The 16,377-nt window shown below is 70.6% G+C and carries 17 protein-coding genes; 7 read left to right on the forward strand and 10 right to left on the reverse strand.

The genetic code is table 11. The features are described from left to right. Positions 1–147: 147 nt before the first annotated feature. The 6 genes from ABD327_RS00005 to ABD327_RS00030 are packed head-to-tail and all read right to left on the reverse strand — an operon-like array spanning position 148 to position 5,944. Entirely contained in the window at positions 148–1,014 is an 867-nt protein-coding gene (locus ABD327_RS00005; protein WP_344447922.1) for a glycosyltransferase family 2 protein, read from the reverse strand. 12 nt (positions 1,015–1,026) lie between these two features. Then, entirely contained in the window at positions 1,027–1,923 is an 897-nt protein-coding gene (locus tag ABD327_RS00010) for a CDP-alcohol phosphatidyltransferase family protein (RefSeq protein ID WP_344447923.1), read from the reverse strand. Position 1,924: 1 nt separating this feature from the next. Further along, positions 1,925–2,980 carry an iron-containing alcohol dehydrogenase family protein gene (locus ABD327_RS00015; protein WP_344448070.1) on the reverse strand — a complete coding sequence of 352 codons (1,056 nt, stop codon included), beginning with the start codon at positions 2,978–2,980 and terminating at the stop codon, positions 1,925–1,927. A gap of 5 nt (positions 2,981–2,985) precedes the next feature. Continuing rightward, complete coding sequence (locus ABD327_RS00020) at positions 2,986–3,726, reverse strand: phosphocholine cytidylyltransferase family protein (protein WP_344447924.1); 741 nt, start codon at positions 3,724–3,726, stop codon at positions 2,986–2,988. Continuing rightward, entirely contained in the window at positions 3,723–4,364 is a 642-nt protein-coding gene (locus tag ABD327_RS00025) for a DUF5941 domain-containing protein (RefSeq protein WP_344447925.1), read from the reverse strand. The genes ABD327_RS00020 and ABD327_RS00025 overlap by 4 nt, the downstream gene beginning before the upstream one ends. Beyond that, entirely contained in the window at positions 4,361–5,944 is a 1,584-nt protein-coding gene (locus tag ABD327_RS00030) for a CDP-alcohol phosphatidyltransferase family protein (protein WP_344447927.1), read from the reverse strand. The genes ABD327_RS00025 and ABD327_RS00030 overlap by 4 nt, the downstream gene beginning before the upstream one ends. A gap of 82 nt (positions 5,945–6,026) precedes the next feature. Here ABD327_RS00030 and ispD point away from each other — a divergent pair, with 82 nt between their 5' ends. Beyond that, positions 6,027–6,716, forward strand: a complete 690-nt coding sequence (gene ispD, locus ABD327_RS00035; RefSeq protein ID WP_344447929.1) for a 2-C-methyl-D-erythritol 4-phosphate cytidylyltransferase — start codon at positions 6,027–6,029, stop codon at positions 6,714–6,716. Here the strand turns inward: ispD and ABD327_RS00040 are convergent. Continuing rightward, complete coding sequence (locus ABD327_RS00040; RefSeq protein ID WP_344447930.1) at positions 6,713–8,227, reverse strand: LCP family protein; 1,515 nt, start codon at positions 8,225–8,227, stop codon at positions 6,713–6,715. The genes ispD and ABD327_RS00040 overlap by 4 nt on opposite strands. Positions 8,228–8,390: 163 nt before the next feature. On the opposite strand from ABD327_RS00040, the gene ABD327_RS00045 reads away from it, so the two are divergent. Continuing rightward, entirely contained in the window at positions 8,391–9,410 is a 1,020-nt protein-coding gene (locus ABD327_RS00045) for a glycosyltransferase family 2 protein (RefSeq protein WP_344447931.1), read from the forward strand. 22 nt (positions 9,411–9,432) lie between these two features. On the opposite strand, the gene ABD327_RS00050 is transcribed toward ABD327_RS00045, so the two are convergent. Beyond that, positions 9,433–10,749 (reverse strand): UDP-glucose dehydrogenase family protein, encoded by a 1,317-nt coding sequence (locus tag ABD327_RS00050; protein ID WP_344447933.1) that lies wholly within the window; start codon positions 10,747–10,749, stop codon positions 9,433–9,435. A gap of 41 nt (positions 10,750–10,790) precedes the next feature. Here ABD327_RS00050 and ABD327_RS00055 point away from each other — a divergent pair, with 41 nt between their 5' ends. Further along, positions 10,791–11,960, forward strand: coding sequence for an acyl-CoA dehydrogenase (locus ABD327_RS00055; RefSeq protein WP_344447934.1), 1,170 nt, complete (start codon positions 10,791–10,793; stop codon positions 11,958–11,960). Here ABD327_RS00055 and ABD327_RS00060 read toward each other — a convergent pair. Then, positions 11,953–12,666, reverse strand: a complete 714-nt coding sequence (locus ABD327_RS00060) for a glycerophosphodiester phosphodiesterase (protein WP_344447935.1) — start codon at positions 12,664–12,666, stop codon at positions 11,953–11,955. The genes ABD327_RS00055 and ABD327_RS00060 overlap by 8 nt on opposite strands. Positions 12,667–12,709: 43 nt before the next feature. On the opposite strand from ABD327_RS00060, the gene ABD327_RS00065 reads away from it, so the two are divergent. From ABD327_RS00065 to ABD327_RS00080, 4 genes are read left to right on the forward strand one after another with little or no spacing between them, the layout of a single operon-like run. Then, positions 12,710–13,870 (forward strand): 5-(carboxyamino)imidazole ribonucleotide synthase, encoded by a 1,161-nt coding sequence (locus ABD327_RS00065; protein WP_344448071.1) that lies wholly within the window; start codon positions 12,710–12,712, stop codon positions 13,868–13,870. Then, positions 13,870–14,361, forward strand: coding sequence for a 5-(carboxyamino)imidazole ribonucleotide mutase (gene purE, locus ABD327_RS00070; protein ID WP_344447936.1), 492 nt, complete (start codon positions 13,870–13,872; stop codon positions 14,359–14,361). The genes ABD327_RS00065 and purE overlap by 1 nt, the downstream gene beginning before the upstream one ends. Before the next feature lie 57 nt (positions 14,362–14,418). After that, positions 14,419–14,544: a hypothetical protein gene (locus tag ABD327_RS00075; protein ID WP_344447937.1), complete on the forward strand. Its 126-nt coding sequence runs from the start codon at positions 14,419–14,421 to the stop codon at positions 14,542–14,544. Then, a complete protein-coding gene (locus tag ABD327_RS00080; protein ID WP_344447938.1) occupies positions 14,541–15,104 on the forward strand; it encodes a GtrA family protein in 564 nt (187 codons plus the stop codon). Before ABD327_RS00075 ends, ABD327_RS00080 begins: the two co-directional genes overlap by 4 nt. On the opposite strand, the gene ABD327_RS00085 is transcribed toward ABD327_RS00080, so the two are convergent. Further along, positions 15,088–16,359 (reverse strand): ATP-binding protein, encoded by a 1,272-nt coding sequence (locus tag ABD327_RS00085; protein WP_344447939.1) that lies wholly within the window; start codon positions 16,357–16,359, stop codon positions 15,088–15,090. The two genes, ABD327_RS00080 and ABD327_RS00085, sit on opposite strands and share 17 nt — an antisense overlap. Positions 16,360–16,377 lie beyond the last annotated feature (18 nt).

Here is a 16,377-nt window from a genome sequence, read left to right on the forward strand (position 1 = left end):
AGTAGCGCACCTTCATTTTCCTGGCTTTTTACCCGCCGGCCGGCCGCCGCGGTCTCAGACCGCCCAGCGTCCCGCGCCCCGGTCGGGCACAAGAGAGAAACTTACCTCCTGCCCCGAGGGGAGTCAACCAAAACCACAAGATTTTTCTCAGATGATCGGCGGGCGACCGGTGCGGGTCATCCGCCAGGCCGTGTGCCAGCTGATGGGCCGACGCGGCCCCGCGTCGTTGCGGCATCCCTCCACGAAACCCTTGAACCAGGGCTTCAGGGCGGACGGCCTGCGCTCCCTCAGGATCGTGAGCGCCACCCAGACCGCGAGGTAGGTCAGCGCGATCGGCCACGGCAGGTTCCGCTTGGCCAGCCACACCCGGTTGCGGGCGTTGTACCGGTAGAACGCCGCGTGCCTGGTCGCCAGCGTCGGCGGGTGGCACATCACCGATTCGGCGTCGTAGACGATGCGGTAGCCGGCGTTCATCGCCTGCCACGCCAGGTCCGTCTCCTCGTGCGCGAAGAAGAAGTTCTCCGGCAGTCCCCCGCCCGCGTCGAAGGCCGAACGGCGCATGGCGCTCGCCCCGCCCAGGAACGTGGTGACGGCGGAGGACCTGTTCGGGTCCCCCGCCCTCAGCCGGGGGACGTGGCGCCGCTGGCCGGGCCCTCCGTCCGGGTCCTTGATCTGGAAGGAGACGATGCCGAGCGTCGGATCCTCGTCGAACATCGACTGGAGCCTCTTGCCGAGTTCCAGCGACGGGTAGTAGCCGTCGTCGTCCAGGAAGACGACGATGTCTCCGCTCGTCTCCAGGACCCCGCGGTTGCGTCCCGCCGGGACGCCGATGTTCTCGGGCAGCAACAGCGTCCTGATCCGGGAGTCGTCCACGGGGGACGTCCAGTCACCGCGCACGCCGTTGCCGACGATGACGACCTCGACGTCCACGTCCTTCTGGTTCAACGCGCTGCGCAGCGCCCGATCCAGTTCGACGGGACGGTTTCCCATGGTCAGCACCACGACGGAGAGCATCACACCATCCTTCTACTTCAGACGCCGCGATGCGACGACGCTCACGAAGTGCAGCACCGTCTGCAGCACCGCGACCGCCGCGACCGCCACCAGCAGCCCTCTGGTCACGGTCCATTCGACCGGCGAACCGAAATAGCCGCCTGATTCGATGAGGGGCCGCGTCCCGTCGCTCGTGTAGGCGAACCACCCGAAACTTTCGGTCGCGACCGAAGGAAGATTGAGCAGGTGGTCCAGCACCGCGGCGACGAGGATCAGCAAAGACAGCTCGACAGCGCCGATGATGCGGTGGAACTTCAGCAACGACGCCGCCTGGCGGGCCAGCGCCAGCCAGGGCGAGGTGGGCCGCAGCGCGCGGTCTCCCCCGGGCGGGTCGGCGGGCAGCCCGGACTTGGCCCGGGCCACCACGACGTTGTCGGTCTCCGCCTTGATCAGTGCCACGCCGAGCGCGCCGAGCAGGCCGAGCATGATCCAGCCGCCCTGCCCCCACGGCAGGTCGAACTGCTTCTCCGCGCGGAAGCCGAGCCCGATGACGACGGCGACCTCGGAGAAGTAGTGCCCCAGCCGGTCCAGGTAGACGCCGGTGATGGAGGTGCGTCCGGTGACCCGGGCGACCTCTCCGTCCGTGCAGTCCAGCACCAGGTAGAGCTGGACGAGGAACGCCCCGACGATCGCGCTGACCAGGCCGGTGCCGAAGCCGAAGGCGACCCCGGCCCCGATGCCGGACAGGATCATCAGGTAGGTGAGCTGGTTGGGCGAGAGCCCGATCCGCAGCGAGATCCAGGTGAGGAACGGCGACAGCGAGCGGGCGTAGAGCCGTCCGGCCCAGTGCTCCTCGTTGCGGCGGTCCTTCAGGCCCGGAGGCTGCCCCTTCTCGCGGATCTCCTTGAGGGTGTAGCTCCTGGGAGGCATCTCAGCTACCGAACTCCTGTGTGTACTTGCCGACCGCGGTCCGGATCTTCGCCTCGTCCAGGTTCAGGTACTCCAGGACGGTGTAGCGGCCCGGCCGGGTGGACGGCGCGAAGGCGACGGCCTCGGCGAACTGCTCGGCGGTGAGGCCGACGTCGCCGGGCACCAGCGGCAGCCGGTGGCGGGTCAGGCACTCGGCGACGACCTCCGCCCTGCGCGGCTCCTCGCCGAGGTACTCCGTGCGCAGGAAGTGGCAGAACAGCGCGCCGATCCCGGCGAGCTCGCCGTGGTTGCCGGTGCCGGGGAACAGCCGGTCGACGGCGTGCAGGATCTCGTGGTCGCCGCCGCTGGCCGGCTGGGAGGAGCCGGCGAACGACATGGCCATGCCCGACAGCACCAGCCCTTCGGCCAGCACGGTCAGGAACGCGTCGGACTCGATCGAGGCGGGCTGGTAGATCAGTGCCTCGGCCGCGGTCCGGGCGACGGTCAGGGCGAGCCGGTCGATGGGCTCGCCCGTCTCGGCGTGCGCCAGCTCCCAGTCGGCGACGGCCGACAGGTTGCTGACGACGTCGCCGACGCCCGAGCGCACCAGGCCCTCGGGGGCGGCCCGCACGTAGTCCAGGTCGACGATCATCGCGATCGGCATGACGACCCCGAAGGAGCCCTTGCCCTTGTCGTGCTCCAGCGAGGCGACCGGGGAGCAGATGCCGTCGTGCGACAGGTTCGTGGCGACCGACACCATCGGGATTCCCGCGAGGGTCGCCGCGTACTTGGTGGCGTCGATGGTCTTGCCGCCGCCGATCGCGACGATCGCCTCGTAGGAGCCGCCGCGCAGCTGGCTTCCGAGCTGGACGGCCGCGTCGACCGTTCCGCCCGGCACCCGGAAGACCTCGCAGTCGGCGAGGGTGGGCCGGATGTGCTCGGCGATGACGTCGCCCTGCCCCGGCCCCACCGCGACCGCGACGCGGCCCTCGGTGGCGATCCGCCGGTCGGCCAGCAGCTCCCCGAGGGACGCGATGGCGCCGCGCCGCACGTCGATGGACAGCGGCGCGGTCAGCATCCGCGTCAGTAGCGGCACGCGATCTCCCTGGCCTTCGCGAGGTCGTCGTGGTTGTCGACTTCCACCCAGGAGACGTCGCCGATGGGGGCGACGGCGATGGTGCCGCCCCGGTTGACGTACTCCTGGTAGCCGTCCTCGTAGTAGAGGTCGGTGTCCTTCTCGAAGGTCGCCTTGAGCGCGTCGGCGAGGGCCTCGGCGGCGGCCGGGGACAGCAGGGTCGCGCCGATGTACTCGCCGGCGGCCTCGGAGGGGTCCATCAGCTTGGTGATGCGCTGCAGGGTGCCCTCGGGCGAGAGGATGACCTTCATCTCCTCGTCGGCGAGCTTCTTGACGTCGTCGACGGCCAGAAGGATGTCGGCCTTGTCGGGGTTCTGGGCCGCCAGCAGCGTCCGCTCGACCGAGACCGGGTGGACGGTGTCGCCGTTCACCATGAGGACGCCCTTGGCGAAGTGCTCGCGGGCCAGCCACATGGAGTAGGCGTTGTTCCACTCCTCGGCCTTGTCGTTGTGCACCAGCGTGAGCTTCACGCCGTACTTCTCCTCGAGGGCCGCCTTGCGCTCCTCGACCGCCTCCGCGCGGTAGCCCACGACGACGACGATCTCGGTGAGACCGACCTCGGCGAGGTTCTTCAGCGCGATGTCCATGATGGTGGTCTCACCATCGACCGGCACCAGCGCCTTCGGCAGGGTGTCGGTGTACGGGCGGAGCCGGCGTCCCGCGCCCGCCGCCAGAATCATGCCGATCATGCGCCGGCCTCCTCTTCCAAATCAATTTCGGTACCTGTACCGCCGCGTTCGTTCTCCAGCCAGGTGCGGACACTCTCCCACCCGAACAGCACGCCCAGATAAAGGGCGAGGACGGCGTAGGCGGGGGTGGCCAGCCCGATCATCGCGGCGCCCGCGGTGATCAGCATCCTGCCGTCCCAGCCGAGTCCGGCCTGGTACACCCAGTCGGGCGGCCACAGTCCCTGGCGGGTCCGGTAGACGGTGTCGTAGTGGTGGTAGACCAGCACTGCGAGCAGCGTGTAGACCAGCGGGCGGGGAACCCCCTGGCTGAACCCGAGCACGGCCAGGTAACCATACTCGATGGCCCTGATCACCGGGGGTACGAGCCAGTCGAGCCTCCCGTCGTGCGGGTGCGTCGAGGTCGGGCCGACCAGCAGGGTGAGCAGCACGGCGGGCGCCAGCAGCGCCGGAAGGTCGCCGCCGGAGGCGCCCAGAATCAGTACGAGGACCGTCAGCGCGCCGACGATCAGGGTCGGCGCCAGCGGTCCGAGCCGTCCGCCGGCCATCTCCCCCAGCGAGCGGGAGAGGATCCCGTCGTCGCGGTAGGCGCGCTGCTGGGCGGTGCGCGCCGCTGCGCGCGGGTCGGTTTCGACGGTCATGCGAGGGACCTCAGGATCCGTCCGGACAGGGTGTAGGCGGCGGCCAGGCCGCCCCAGGCCAGCAGCGCCAGGAAGGTGACCCGGGCGTCGAAGAAGGCGGCGGTCAGGGCGATGAGCGCGAACCGCTCGCCGATCGGAAGGATCACGATCTTCTTCGCCCAGCGGGCGCCGGGGACGCGCTCCAGCGCGGCGCTCGCCCGGACGGCCAGCATGCCGAGGCCGCCCCTGCGTGCGGCGGCGGCCCGGGCCGGCGGGTCGAGCAGGCTGTCGTCGGGGACGTCCAGCGGGATCTCCTTGATCGGGGCCGGGGGCGCGGCGCCCTTGTGGACCGCGAAGCTGAAGTCGACCATGTGCCGGCAGGTCTGCAGGATGATCACCGCGCAGGCCAGGCCCCAGACGTCGCCCGGGTGCGTCACGCTGTAGCCGACGGCCAGCCCCGCGTAGGCCAGGTACTCCTTGGCCCGGTCGAAGGTGGCGTCCAGCCAGGCGCCCAGGGTGGAGAACTGGCGGGTGTAGCGGGCGACCTGGCCGTCCACGCAGTCGAAGACGAAGGCGAAGTAGAGCAGGATCCCGCCGGTGACCAGGCCCGTCCGGGTGCCCTCGGCGAACCACAGGGCGGCGATCGCGGCGATCGCCATCGAGATGCAGGTCACCATGTTGGGGGTGAGCCGCATCCGCGCCGCCCAGCGGGCGAGGTACTTGGAGTAGCTGCTGACGAAGTAGGTGGTGAAGAAGCCGTCGTTGGACTTCACCGCCGCGGCGAGCCTGACCGCGTCCTCGTCGACCGCCTCGACGGCCCGGCGGGCGGCGTCCGCCTGCTCGGGGGCGAGCACCCGCTCGCAGACCAGGACGTCGACGTTGCGGGCGGCGACCCGCGTGCCGGAGCGGGCCAGGGCGACCAGCAGGAGCCCGGCGGCGTCGTCCCCGCGCGGGGCGGTGGTGCCGAGCACGGCGTCCTGTTCGACGCGCCGGTCGAACTCGTCGCGCGCGTCGTTGTCGACGAAGACCTCGGGGCCCTCGGCGGTGCGGCGGCCCAGCCTGCGGACCGGGACGTCCACCCGCGGCAGCAGGTCCACCAGCATGGTCAGCCGGTCGCACAGGTCGGCGAGCCGTTCCGGCTCGGTGACCTTGAGCGCGCCGCGGAAGACGCCGTCGGGGTCGGTGACCTGGTGGAAGGGCGAGCCCGCCGAGACCACCCGCCGCCGGACGATGCGGACGGCGGGCCGCTTCCCCGTCACCGGCTGCCTGGCGGTGACCGCGGTGGTGGTCTTGTCGTACAGCAGCCGGACGAGCAGCTCGTCGCTGATCACCAGGTCCGCGTGCGCGAGGTAGAGCTCTCGCCCGGCCCGTGCCAGCCTCCCGATCTCCAAGAGGTCGGTCGCCAGGTCCGGCGACTCGATCACCTCGCGCCCGTTCTTGCGCAGCACCGGTGCCGCCTCGGGCCGGGCGACGATCCGCACGTCCGATACGTTGTGTGCCGCCAGCTGCGCCAGCAGCCGGTCGAGCACGGTCACCCGGTCGTCATACGCGAGCTCGGCTGTCGGGTCGTCTGGCTCGGTGGCCAGCACCACGAACGTCACCCGCGGCCTCCACAACACAGCAGGTCAGATCACAAAGCCCTCACCCTACTGGGTGTACGGGCGGGAAACTGAGGTGTACCAGGTGAAAACAGCCGGTGTGATCCTTGCCGGGGGGCTCGGCCTGCGGGTCGGCGCGGGCAGGCCGAAGCAGCTGATCGAGGTCGGCGGGCGGCCCCTGCTGGCCTATCCCGTGGAGACCTTCGCGACGGCGGCCGGGCTGGACCGGGTCATCGTCGTCATGGCGTCCGGCCACGTGGCGGCGGCCGAGAAGCTCGCCGCCCCCTACGGCGGCAGGGTCGAGGTCGTCGAGGGCGGCGAGACCCGCACCGCCTCCACGCTCAAGGCGATGGAGGCGATGGGGGACGAGCCCGGCGACACCCGGGTCCTGTTCCACGACGCCGCCCGCGCGTTCGTCGGACACGACGTGCTGGACCGCTGCCTGGCCGCCCTGGAGACCCACGAGTCCGTCGCGGTGGCGCTGCCCGTCACCGACACCGTGGTGGCGGTCTCCGGCGGGCTGGTCCGCGACATGCCGCCCCGGCCGAGCCTCGCCCGCTTCCAGACGCCGCAGGGATTCCGGCTGGGCACCCTGCGCGCCGCCTACGAGCTGGCGCTGCGCGACCCGGAGTTCGTCGCCACCGACGACTGCGGCGTGGTGCACCGCTACCTCCCCGACGTCCCGATCCGGGTGGTGGAGGGCGACGAGCGGCTGCTCAAGGTCACCACCCCGCTCGACCTGGTCGTGGCCGAGCATCTGGCCGCCGGCCGCTAGCCGCACAGGTTCTGTGCGGCCGTCCTGGTCTCGTACTCGGGGGCGGCCTGCTCGGCCGCCGTCTTCACGGCCTTGGGCTTGGCCCACTCGCTGCCCACGACGACCTCGATGCGGGTGCCCAGGGCGTCGACCTTCTGCAGTTTCGCGAACGGGATCGAGGCGGCCAGGGTCCGCACGGAGTCGGCGCGGGCCGGACCGTAGCGGATGACCGTCGGCTTGGTGTTCTGGCGCTGCACCACCCCCATGAGCCAGGACGCGCGGAATCCGGCGGCGGTCAGCCCGGCGCTGGCCTTCTTGGCCACGCCGGTGACGCCGGTTCCGTTGCGCACCTGGACGGAGATCTGCTCCGGCGGGATGGTGATCGGCTTGCTCGCGGCGGTGGCCGTCGCGGTGGGCTTCGGCTCGGCCAGCGGCTCGTCCCGGTCGATCCTCTTGAACAGCTTGCGGGCCTCGGACTCGTCCCACAGCACGACGGACTGGTTGACGCCGCCGATCAGCGCGCTGCCCGCCTGGTTGGCGATGGGGACCTTCGCGAACTCCACGTCGTCCAGCGACAGGTCCTTGAACTGGTCCGCCAGCTTGGGCGCGTCCTTCTTCAGCCCGGCGTCCACCCGGACCGACTCGAGCATCGCGTTGAGCACCTTCGTGCCCCGCACCGGATCCTTGATCTTGCTCAGCGACTGCTTCAGCAGGGAGGACAGGAACACCTGCTGGCGCTGCATGCGCCCGATGTCCTCGCCGAGGCCGTGCCTGGCCCGGGCGAAGGCAAGGGCCTGGGCGCCGTCCACGTGGTGGGTGCCGGGGCTGAGCTTCAGCCCGCTGGCGCGGTCGTCGATGGCCTGCTCGGTGCAGACGTCGACCCCGCCGACGGCGTCGACGACCTTGAGGAAGCCCAGGAAGTTGACCTCGACGTAGTGGTCGACGACCAGCCCGGTGTGGTCCTCGATGGTGTCCTTCATCAGCTGCCGGCCGCCGTAGGAGTAGGCCCAGGTGAGCTTCCCCTGCTGCATGGGGACCCGCTTGCCCTCGGAGTCCTTGTGCGCGGGGATGTTCACCAGCGTGTCGCGCGGAAGGCTGACCACCGTGACCTTGGAGTGGTCCTCGGAGATGTGCATCAGCATCATCGTGTCCGAGCGGGCGCCCGCCTCGCGGCCCAGGCGCAGGCGCTTGATGTCGGCGGTGCTCATGCCGTCGCGCCTGTCGACGCCGGCGAGCAGGATGTTCATCGACCCCTTCGGACCGGAGCCCTCGCCCAGGTCGATGTCGACGGTCTGGATCTTTCCCTGAAGGAACTCCTGGAAGCCCCAGGCCGCGCCGGAGGCGAACAGCACCACGGCCGAGGCCGCGGCGGTGGCCATGAGGTTGCGGCGGCGGCGCACCGCCTCGCGGGCCGAGCCCGGACCGCCCGGACCGCCCGCCCTGCGGCGTCCGCGCGACGGTTCGACCACCACTTTCGGCGCGCGTTCGCTGTCGAGGGCGACGGCGTCCCAGCTGCCGCTGTCGTCGGCCACCGGCCCTCCCGGACCCTCCGCCCCGGCTGGTCGAGGGCGGAAATACTGCTCGATCGGGTCGTCTTCCCCGGCCATGCCAGCCCCCTTCGCTCCACCCCGCCGGACGGAAAACCCTCCGATCGTGGCCTGCGGACCTGGCTGGATACGTTACCGTGGCGCCGTCATGAATCAGTCTCTCCACGCTGACGGCGAGCCGCGCACCACTTGGCCGGCCGTATCCGTCGTCATGCCGGTCCTCAACGAGGAACGCCACCTCGAGGACGCCGTGAACCACATCATGGCGCAGGATTACCCCGGGGAGCTGGAGCTCGTGCTCTCGCTCGGGCCGTCCAGGGACCGCACCGACGAGATCGCCGGGCGCCTCGCGGCCCGCGATCCCCGAATCATCCTGACGCGCAATCCGACGGGGCGGACCCCCAACGGGCTGAACATCGCGATCAAGGCGTCGCAGTACTCCATCATCGTCCGGGTCGACGGGCACTCGCTGCTGCCCGCGGACTACATCCGGATCGCGGTGGAGGCCATGGACCGGTACGAGGCCGACAACGTCGGCGGCCTCATGGCCGCCGAGGGCGTCACCCCGTTCGAGAAGGCGGTGGCACGGGCGATGACGTCGAAGTTCGGCGTCGGCAACGCCCGTTTCCACACCGGAGGCGAGCCGGGCGAGGTCGAGACGGTCTACCTGGGCACGTTCCGGCGCAGCGCGCTGGAGCGGGTCGGCGGCTACGACGAGACCTTCGTGCGGGCCCAGGACTGGGAGATGAACCACCGGATCCGCCAGAGCGGCGGAAAGGTCTGGTTCACCCCCGCCATGCGGGTCACCTACCGGCCCCGGCCGAACATCAAGCAGCTGGCCAAGCAGTTCTTCTACACCGGCCGCTGGCGCCGGGTGGTCGGCCGCGAGCACCAGGGCACCCTGAACCTTCGGTACCTGGCCCCGCCGCTGGCGGTCGCCGGGATCCTGGTGGGCACCCTGGCGGGGCTGGTCGGGTTCTGGCCGGGCTGGATCCTGCCGGTCGGCTACTTCCTCGCCATCCCGGTCGGCGGCACGCTGCTGACCTCCGAGGAGCTGCCGTGGAAGGCCAAACTCCTCCTGCCGTTCGTCTACGCGACGATGCACATCTCCTGGGGGCTCGGCTTCCTGACGAGCCCGCCCGGCCTCGGGCTCACCAGGGACCGCTGACCGCCCCGGCCGGGGCCGCCCGTCAGGGGCGGCCCAGGGCCTTGTACGTCCAGTTAGCCGTGCGCCAGCGCTCGGGGTCGAGGGTGTTGCGGCCGTCCACGATGTTGCGCTCGCGCACCCGGGCTCCCAGGACCTCGGGGTCGAGCTCGCGGAACTCCTTCCACTCGGTGAGCAGCAGGACGACCTCGGCGTCCGTGGCCGCGTCCAGGGCGGACTCGCCGAAGCCGAGGTCCGGCTGGGCCTTGCGGGCGTTGTCCAGGGCCTGCGGGTCGTAGACGGTCACGTCGCCGCCCTGGCGCCTGATCTCGGCGGCCACGTCGAGGGCGGGCGAGTCCCGCACGTCGTCGGAGTTCGGTTTGAAGGCCGCGCCCAGCACGCAGACCTTCCGGCCGCGGAACGATCCGCCGAGCAGGTGGCGGGCCAGGTCGACCATGCGGATCCGGCGGCGGATGTTGATGGCGTCCACCTCGCGCAGGAACGACAGCGCCTGGTCGACGCCGAGCTCGCCGGCGCGGGCCATGAACGCCCGGATGTCCTTGGGCAGGCAGCCGCCGCCGAAGCCCAGGCCGGGGCCGAGGAACTTGCCGCCGATCCGGTCGTCGTAGGACAGGGCCTGGGACAGTTTGGTGACGTCGGCGCCGGTGGCCTCGCAGACCTCGGCCATGGCGTTGATGAAGGAGATCTTCGTGGCCAGGAAGGCGTTCGCCGAGACCTTGACCAGTTCCGCGGTGGGGAAGTCGCTGACCACCAGCGGGACGCCTTCGGCGAGCTGCCGGGCGTAGACCTCGCGCATGATCCGCTCGGCCCTCTCCGACTCCACGCCGACCACCAGCCGGTCGGGGCGCAGGGTGTCCTGGACGGCGTAGCCCTCGCGCAGGAACTCGGGGTTCCAGGCCAGCTCCACCTCGGGCGAGGGGGCCAGCCGGCGCAGCAGCTCCGAGACCCTGGACGCGGTGCCGACCGGGACCGTCGACTTGCCGACGACCAGGCACCCGCGGGTCAGCAGCGGCGCGAGCGAGGTGATCGCCGAGTCCACGAAGGAGACGTCGGCGGCGTACTCGTTGGGCTTCTGCGGGGTGCCGACGCACAGGAAGTGCACCTCGCCGAACTCCGCGATCTCCTTGTAGGAGGTGGTGAAGCGCAGGCGGCCGTTCTCGAGGTTGCGCCGGAGCACCTCGGGCAGGCCCGGTTCGTAGAAGGGAAGGTCTCCGGCCGCCAGGCGTTCGATACGATCAGGAAGGACGTCGAGCCCGAGCACTTCGAAACCGAGTTCGGCCATGCACGCCGCGTGGGTAGCGCCGAGGTATCCGGTCCCGATGACCGTGAGCCGTTGAACCACCGCAATCTCCTCAAATTCTACTGGCGGGTAGCATGCCTACCATGAGCTCTGACTTTCCCGCCTACGCCCCGTCCGAAGAGCACGAACTGCTCCGACAGACGATCCGCGAACTCGCCGAGACGAAGATCGCGCCGCATGCCGCCGAGGTCGACGAGAACGCCCGCTTCCCGCAGGAGGCGCTTGACGCGCTGGTCGCCAACGACCTGCACGCCGTCCACATCCCCGAAGCCTATGGAGGCAACGGGGCCGATGCGCTGGCAACCGTGATCGTGATCGAGGAGGTGGCACGCGCCTGCGCCTCCTCCTCGCTCATTCCCGCGGTGAACAAGCTCGGCACCGTACCCGTTCTGCTCTCCGGCGGCGAGGAACTCAAGAAGAAGTACCTGGCGCCGGTCGCACGTGGTGAGGCCATGTTCTCCTACGCGCTGTCGGAGGCCGAAGCCGGGTCCGACGCCGCGGGCATGAAGACCCGCGCGGTGCGCGACGGCGACCACTGGGTCCTCAACGGTGCCAAGATGTGGATCACCAACGCGGGCGTGTCGGAGTACTACACCGTGATGGCCGTGACCGACCCCGGCAAGGGCGCCCGCGGAATCTCGGCTTTCGTGGTGGAGAAGTCGGACCCGGGCGTCTCCTTCGGTCCCAAGGAGCGCAAGCTCGGCATCAAGGGCTCCCCGACCCGCCAGGTCATCCTGGAGGACGTGCGGATCCCGGCCGACCGGATCATCGGCGCCGAGGGCACCGGTTTCAAGACCGCCCTGGCGACCCTGGACCACACCCGGATCACCATCGCCGCCCAGGCCCTCGGCATCGCCCAGGGCGCCCTGGACTACGCCATCGGCTACGTCAAGGAGCGCAAGCAGTTCGGCAAGCCGATCGGCGACTTCCAGGGCGTGCAGTTCATGATCGCCGACATGGCGATGCGCCTGGAGGGCGCCCGCCAGCTGACCTACCACGCGGCGATCAAGTCCGAGCGCGCCTTCCACGGCGAGACCGTCCCGGACCTGACCTTCGTCTCCTCCGCGTGCAAGTGCCTGGCCTCCGACGTCGCCATGGACGTCACCACCGACGCCGTCCAGCTCCTCGGCGGCTACGGCTACACCCAGGACTTCCCGGTGGAGCGCATGATGCGCGACGCCAAGATCTGCCAGATCTACGAGGGCACCAACCAGATCCAGCGCGTCGTCATGGCCCGCCAGATCCTCAAGTAGCGGCGGACCCGGCCACCTTCGCCTCCAGTGCGGCGAGCGTGGCCGGGACGTCGTCGACGATCAGGGCATCGGCGGCGGCGTACTTGTGCAGGTCCTCGGGCTTGGGGCACCAGACTATGACCTCCAGGCCCGCCTTGTGCGCGGTGTCGACGCAGTCGGCGAACGGGCGCTGCTTGGGGTTGGGGTCGCAGGAGGCCGTGTGCAGGGCCACGGCCTGCAGGTCCAGGCCGGCCGCGGTGGCGACGGCGTGGCCGATGGGGAACCAGAGCCAGGTGAGCAGGCCGCGCGGGATCCCGGTCCCGGCCAGGGCCAGCAGCAGCGCCGGGTCGAACGAGGTGACCATCAGGGGGCGCCGCCGGGCCTCGGCCCTGAGGATCCCCTCCAGCAGGGGCCCGGTGCGCGGGTCCAGCGCGTCCTCCAGCACCGTCTTGACGTCCACGTCGACGCCGACGTGCTCGGGCAGCGCCTCGAAGACCTCCTCGATCCGCAGCAGGCCCTCCCCCGGCCCGTCGATGAGGAAGGACCCGTCCTCGGACGTGAAGTCGTGCCGCACCACCAGGCTGTCGTCGGCGGTGCGCTGGACGTCGACCTCGACCCAGGAGAGGCCCAGCTCCACGGCCCCCAGGAGGGACTCCAGGGTGTTCTCCTCCGGACCCGTGCCACAGCCCCGGTGTCCGATGATCGTCGGTGTGCCGTCAAACATCATGGTGCGCCCCACTAAGCTGCTCGGTGTGAGAAGTCCTGGTCAGATGCCGGTCGTCGGGATGGTGGGCGGCGGTCAGCTCGCCCGTATGACCCAGCAGGCGGCGATCGCGCTCGGCGTCCGGCTGCGGGTCCTGGCCGGCGCCCCCGACGAGTCCGCGGCGCTGGTGTGCGCCGACGTCCGGCTCGGCTCGCACGAGTCCCTGGAGGACCTGCTCGCCTTCGCCGAGGGCTGCGACGTGGTCACCTGGGACCACGAGCACGTCCCGGGCGGGCACATCCGGGCGCTGGAGGAGGCCGGAGTGGTCTGCCACCCCGGATCCGCCGCCCTGCTGCACGCCCAGGACAAGCTGGTGATGCGCGAGCGGCTGTCCGCCCTCGGCGCCCCCTGTCCCGCGTTCGCCCCGGTGCACGGCAAAGACGATGTCACGGCCTTCGCCGAAAATCACGGATGGCCGGTGGTGCTGAAGGCCACACGCGGCGGTTACGACGGCAAGGGCGTGTGGATCGTGGGCTCCGCCGACGAGGCCGCCGCGCTGCTCGCCGAGGTGCTGCCCTCGGGCACCGCGCTGATGGCCGAGGAGCGGGTGGACTTCCGGCGGGAGCTCTCGGCGCTGGTCGCCCGCTCCCCGCACGGCCAGGGCGCCGCCTACCCGGTGGTGGAGACCGTGCAGAAGGACGGTATCTGCGTCGAGGTGGTCGCCCCCGCCGAGGGGCTGGACCCCGAGACCGGCGCCCGCGCCCAGGAGCTGGCGCTGCGGCTGGCCGAGGAGCTCGGCGTGGTCGGGCTGCTGGCGGTCGAGCTGTTCGAGACCGCCGGCGGCGTGGTCGTCAACGAGCTGGCCATGCGGCCCCACAACTCGGGCCACTGGACGATGGACGGCAGCCGCACCTCCCAGTTCGAGCAGCACCTGCGGGCCGTCCTGGACCTGCCCCTGGGCGACACCTCCGTCAGCGCCCCCTGGACGGTCATGGGCAACCTGCTCGGCGGCGAGGACCCCGATCTCTACCCGCGCTACGAGCACGTGATGGCGCACGACCCCGGCGCGAAGATCCACTTCTACGGCAAGGGCGTACGGCCCGGCCGCAAGATCGGCCATGTGAACGTGACCGGAGACGACCTTCCGCGCATGCGGGCGCGCGCCGCGCATGCCGTCGACTACCTGCGCGATCCGGGGTCGGTCTACCCCGAGGAAAGGAAGAACTGATGGCTCCGCAGGTCGGCGTGGTCATGGGCAGCGACTCGGACTGGCCGGTGATGAAGGCCGCCGCCGAGGCGCTCACCGAGTTCGGGGTGGAGTTCGAGGCCGACGTGGTCTCGGCGCACCGGATGCCGCACGACATGATCGAGTACGGCTCGGGCGCCGCCGGGCGCGGGCTCAAGGTGATCATCGCGGGGGCCGGGGGCGCCGCCCACCTGCCCGGGATGCTGGCGAGCGTCACCCCCCTTCCGGTGATCGGGGTTCCGGTCCCGCTGAAGTACCTGGACGGCATGGACTCCCTCCTGTCGATCGTCCAGATGCCGGCCGGGGTGCCGGTCGCCACGGTCGCGGTCGGGGCCGCGCGCAACGCGGGCCTGCTGGCCGTGCGCGTCCTCGCCGTGGAGAACCCCGAACTTCAGAAGAAGATGCAGGAGTTCCAGCAGGACTTGTACCGTCAGGCGAAAGCCAAGGGCGAGAGATTGCGAGAGGGTCTGTAAGGGGGATCTCTCCTCCCTTTCCCCTCCCGCTACCCGGAGCGGGGGTACCGTATCCGAATGGCGCCCCTGCGGACCTCGCTCACCGTCATGACGGGAATGTCCGCTTACCGGGATGACGTTCTGTTCTCATCGCACACCGTGCGTGAAGGTGCTCTGACCGAAGGGCTGGTCGTTCTGCTGTGAGCCTCCTCGTGGACCTCCGCACGCGGGTGCGCCGCATCGCCCGCGAACTGGCCAAGTTCGGCAGCGTGGGCGCCATCGCGTTCGTGATCACCTTCGCGACGTTCAACCTGTTCAAGGTCGGCCTGGGCATCGGGCCGATGACCTCGTTCACCATCGCCACGGTGATCGCCACCACGTTCGCCTACTTCGCCAACCGGTACTGGACGTTCCGGCACCGCGAGCGCAGCGGGCTGCGGCGGGAGTACACGTTGTTCTTCGCCCTCAACGGGGCCGGCCTGGTGATCAGCCAGATCTTCATCTCGTTCGGCTACTACGTCCTGCACCAGACCTCGGCGATCGGCGTCAACCTGGCGATGATCATCGGTACCGGGGCCGCCACGGTCTTCCGGTTCTGGACGTACCGCAAGTGGGTGTTCCTGCCGTCGGCCCCGGTCGTCCAGACCGCGTCCGCCCCGGCGGCCTCGCAGGCCGTCTCCCCGCAGGCGGTGCGGGCGTCCATGCCCGCGCAGCAGCGCCGCCCGCAGGCGGGCGCCTCCGCCGGGATCAGACCGGGCCGCTGACGACCCGTTCGGAGGCCAGCTGGGCGTCCTCCTTGCGCCGCATGAGGTAGGCGAACAGCGCGGGCTTGGGCTGCACCAGCTCCAGCCTGCCGCCGTCCACCGCCGCCAGCGAGCGGGCCAGGTAGAGGCCGAGCCCCGTGCCCCCGCCCCCGCTGACGTTCCGTTCGAAGATCTTCCTGGCCAGCTCCGGCGGCACCCCGGGCCCCTCGTCCCCCACCTCGATGATCACGTTCTGCTTGGTCATCAGGGTGTGGATGGTGACCGTGCCCTCGCCGTGCATCAGGGAGTTGTCCAGCAGGGTCGCCAGGACCTGCGACATGCAGCTGGGCGTCACCACCGCCACCAGGTCGGGCTCGCCCTCGATCCTGAGCTGCCTGCCGTCCTTGGCGAAGATCGGCCGCCATTCCTCGACCTGCTGCTCGATCACCAGGTCGATCGCGGTCGGCACCGCCTGGCCGGTGCGGTCGTGCCGCGCCCTGGCCAGCAGCTGCTCCACCACCGCGACCAGCCGTTCGGCCTGCGCCAGGGCCGCCTGCCCCTCCTCACGTACCACGTCGGGGTAGTCGGCGGCCTCGATCATCTCCTCCAGGCGCATGGTCAGCGCGGTGAGCGGGGTGCGCAGCTGGTGGCTGGCGTCCGAGGCGAACTCGCGGCTGGCCGCCAGCAGGTCGGCGATCCGGACCGCGCTGCTGTCCAGCACCTCCGCCACGGTGTCGACCTCGGAGATCCCGTAGCGGCGGCGCCGGGGCCGGGCGTTGCCCGTGCCCAGCCCCGCGGCGGTCTCGGCGAGGTCGACCAGCGGCAGGGTCAGCCTGCGGGCCAGCAGGATCGCCATCCCGGTGGCGATCGCCACGCCCAGCAGGACCAGGCTGGCGATCAGCATCAGCTGCCGCAGCACGTCGTCCCGGACCTCGGAGTACTGCCGGTGGACGGTGACCGTGACGTTGCCCCGGCTGCTGGTCGACGACATGACGGGCCCGCTGGGCGGCAGGCCCGCCGTCTCGACCGTGTTGTCGGGCAGCCTGATCTCGACGTAGAGGTTCGGGTAGGCGCCGGAGATCTGCGCCGGGTCGGGCCTGCGGCCCTGACCCAGCGGTACCTCCACCTCCTTGACCAGGCTGGCGGCCGCGGTGTCCAACCCCTGCTTGGCATCGTCGTAGATGAGCTTGCTGACCACGTAGGCCAGCGGGATGCCGAGCAGAAGGATCGCCGTGACCGCCACCCCGAGGGTGGACAGTACGAGTCGGCGTCTCATTCATCCCCCATGGCCGGC

Source organism: Actinocorallia aurantiaca, from assembly GCF_039533685.1.
Lineage (GTDB): Bacteria > Actinomycetota > Actinomycetes > Streptosporangiales > Streptosporangiaceae > Actinocorallia > Actinocorallia aurantiaca.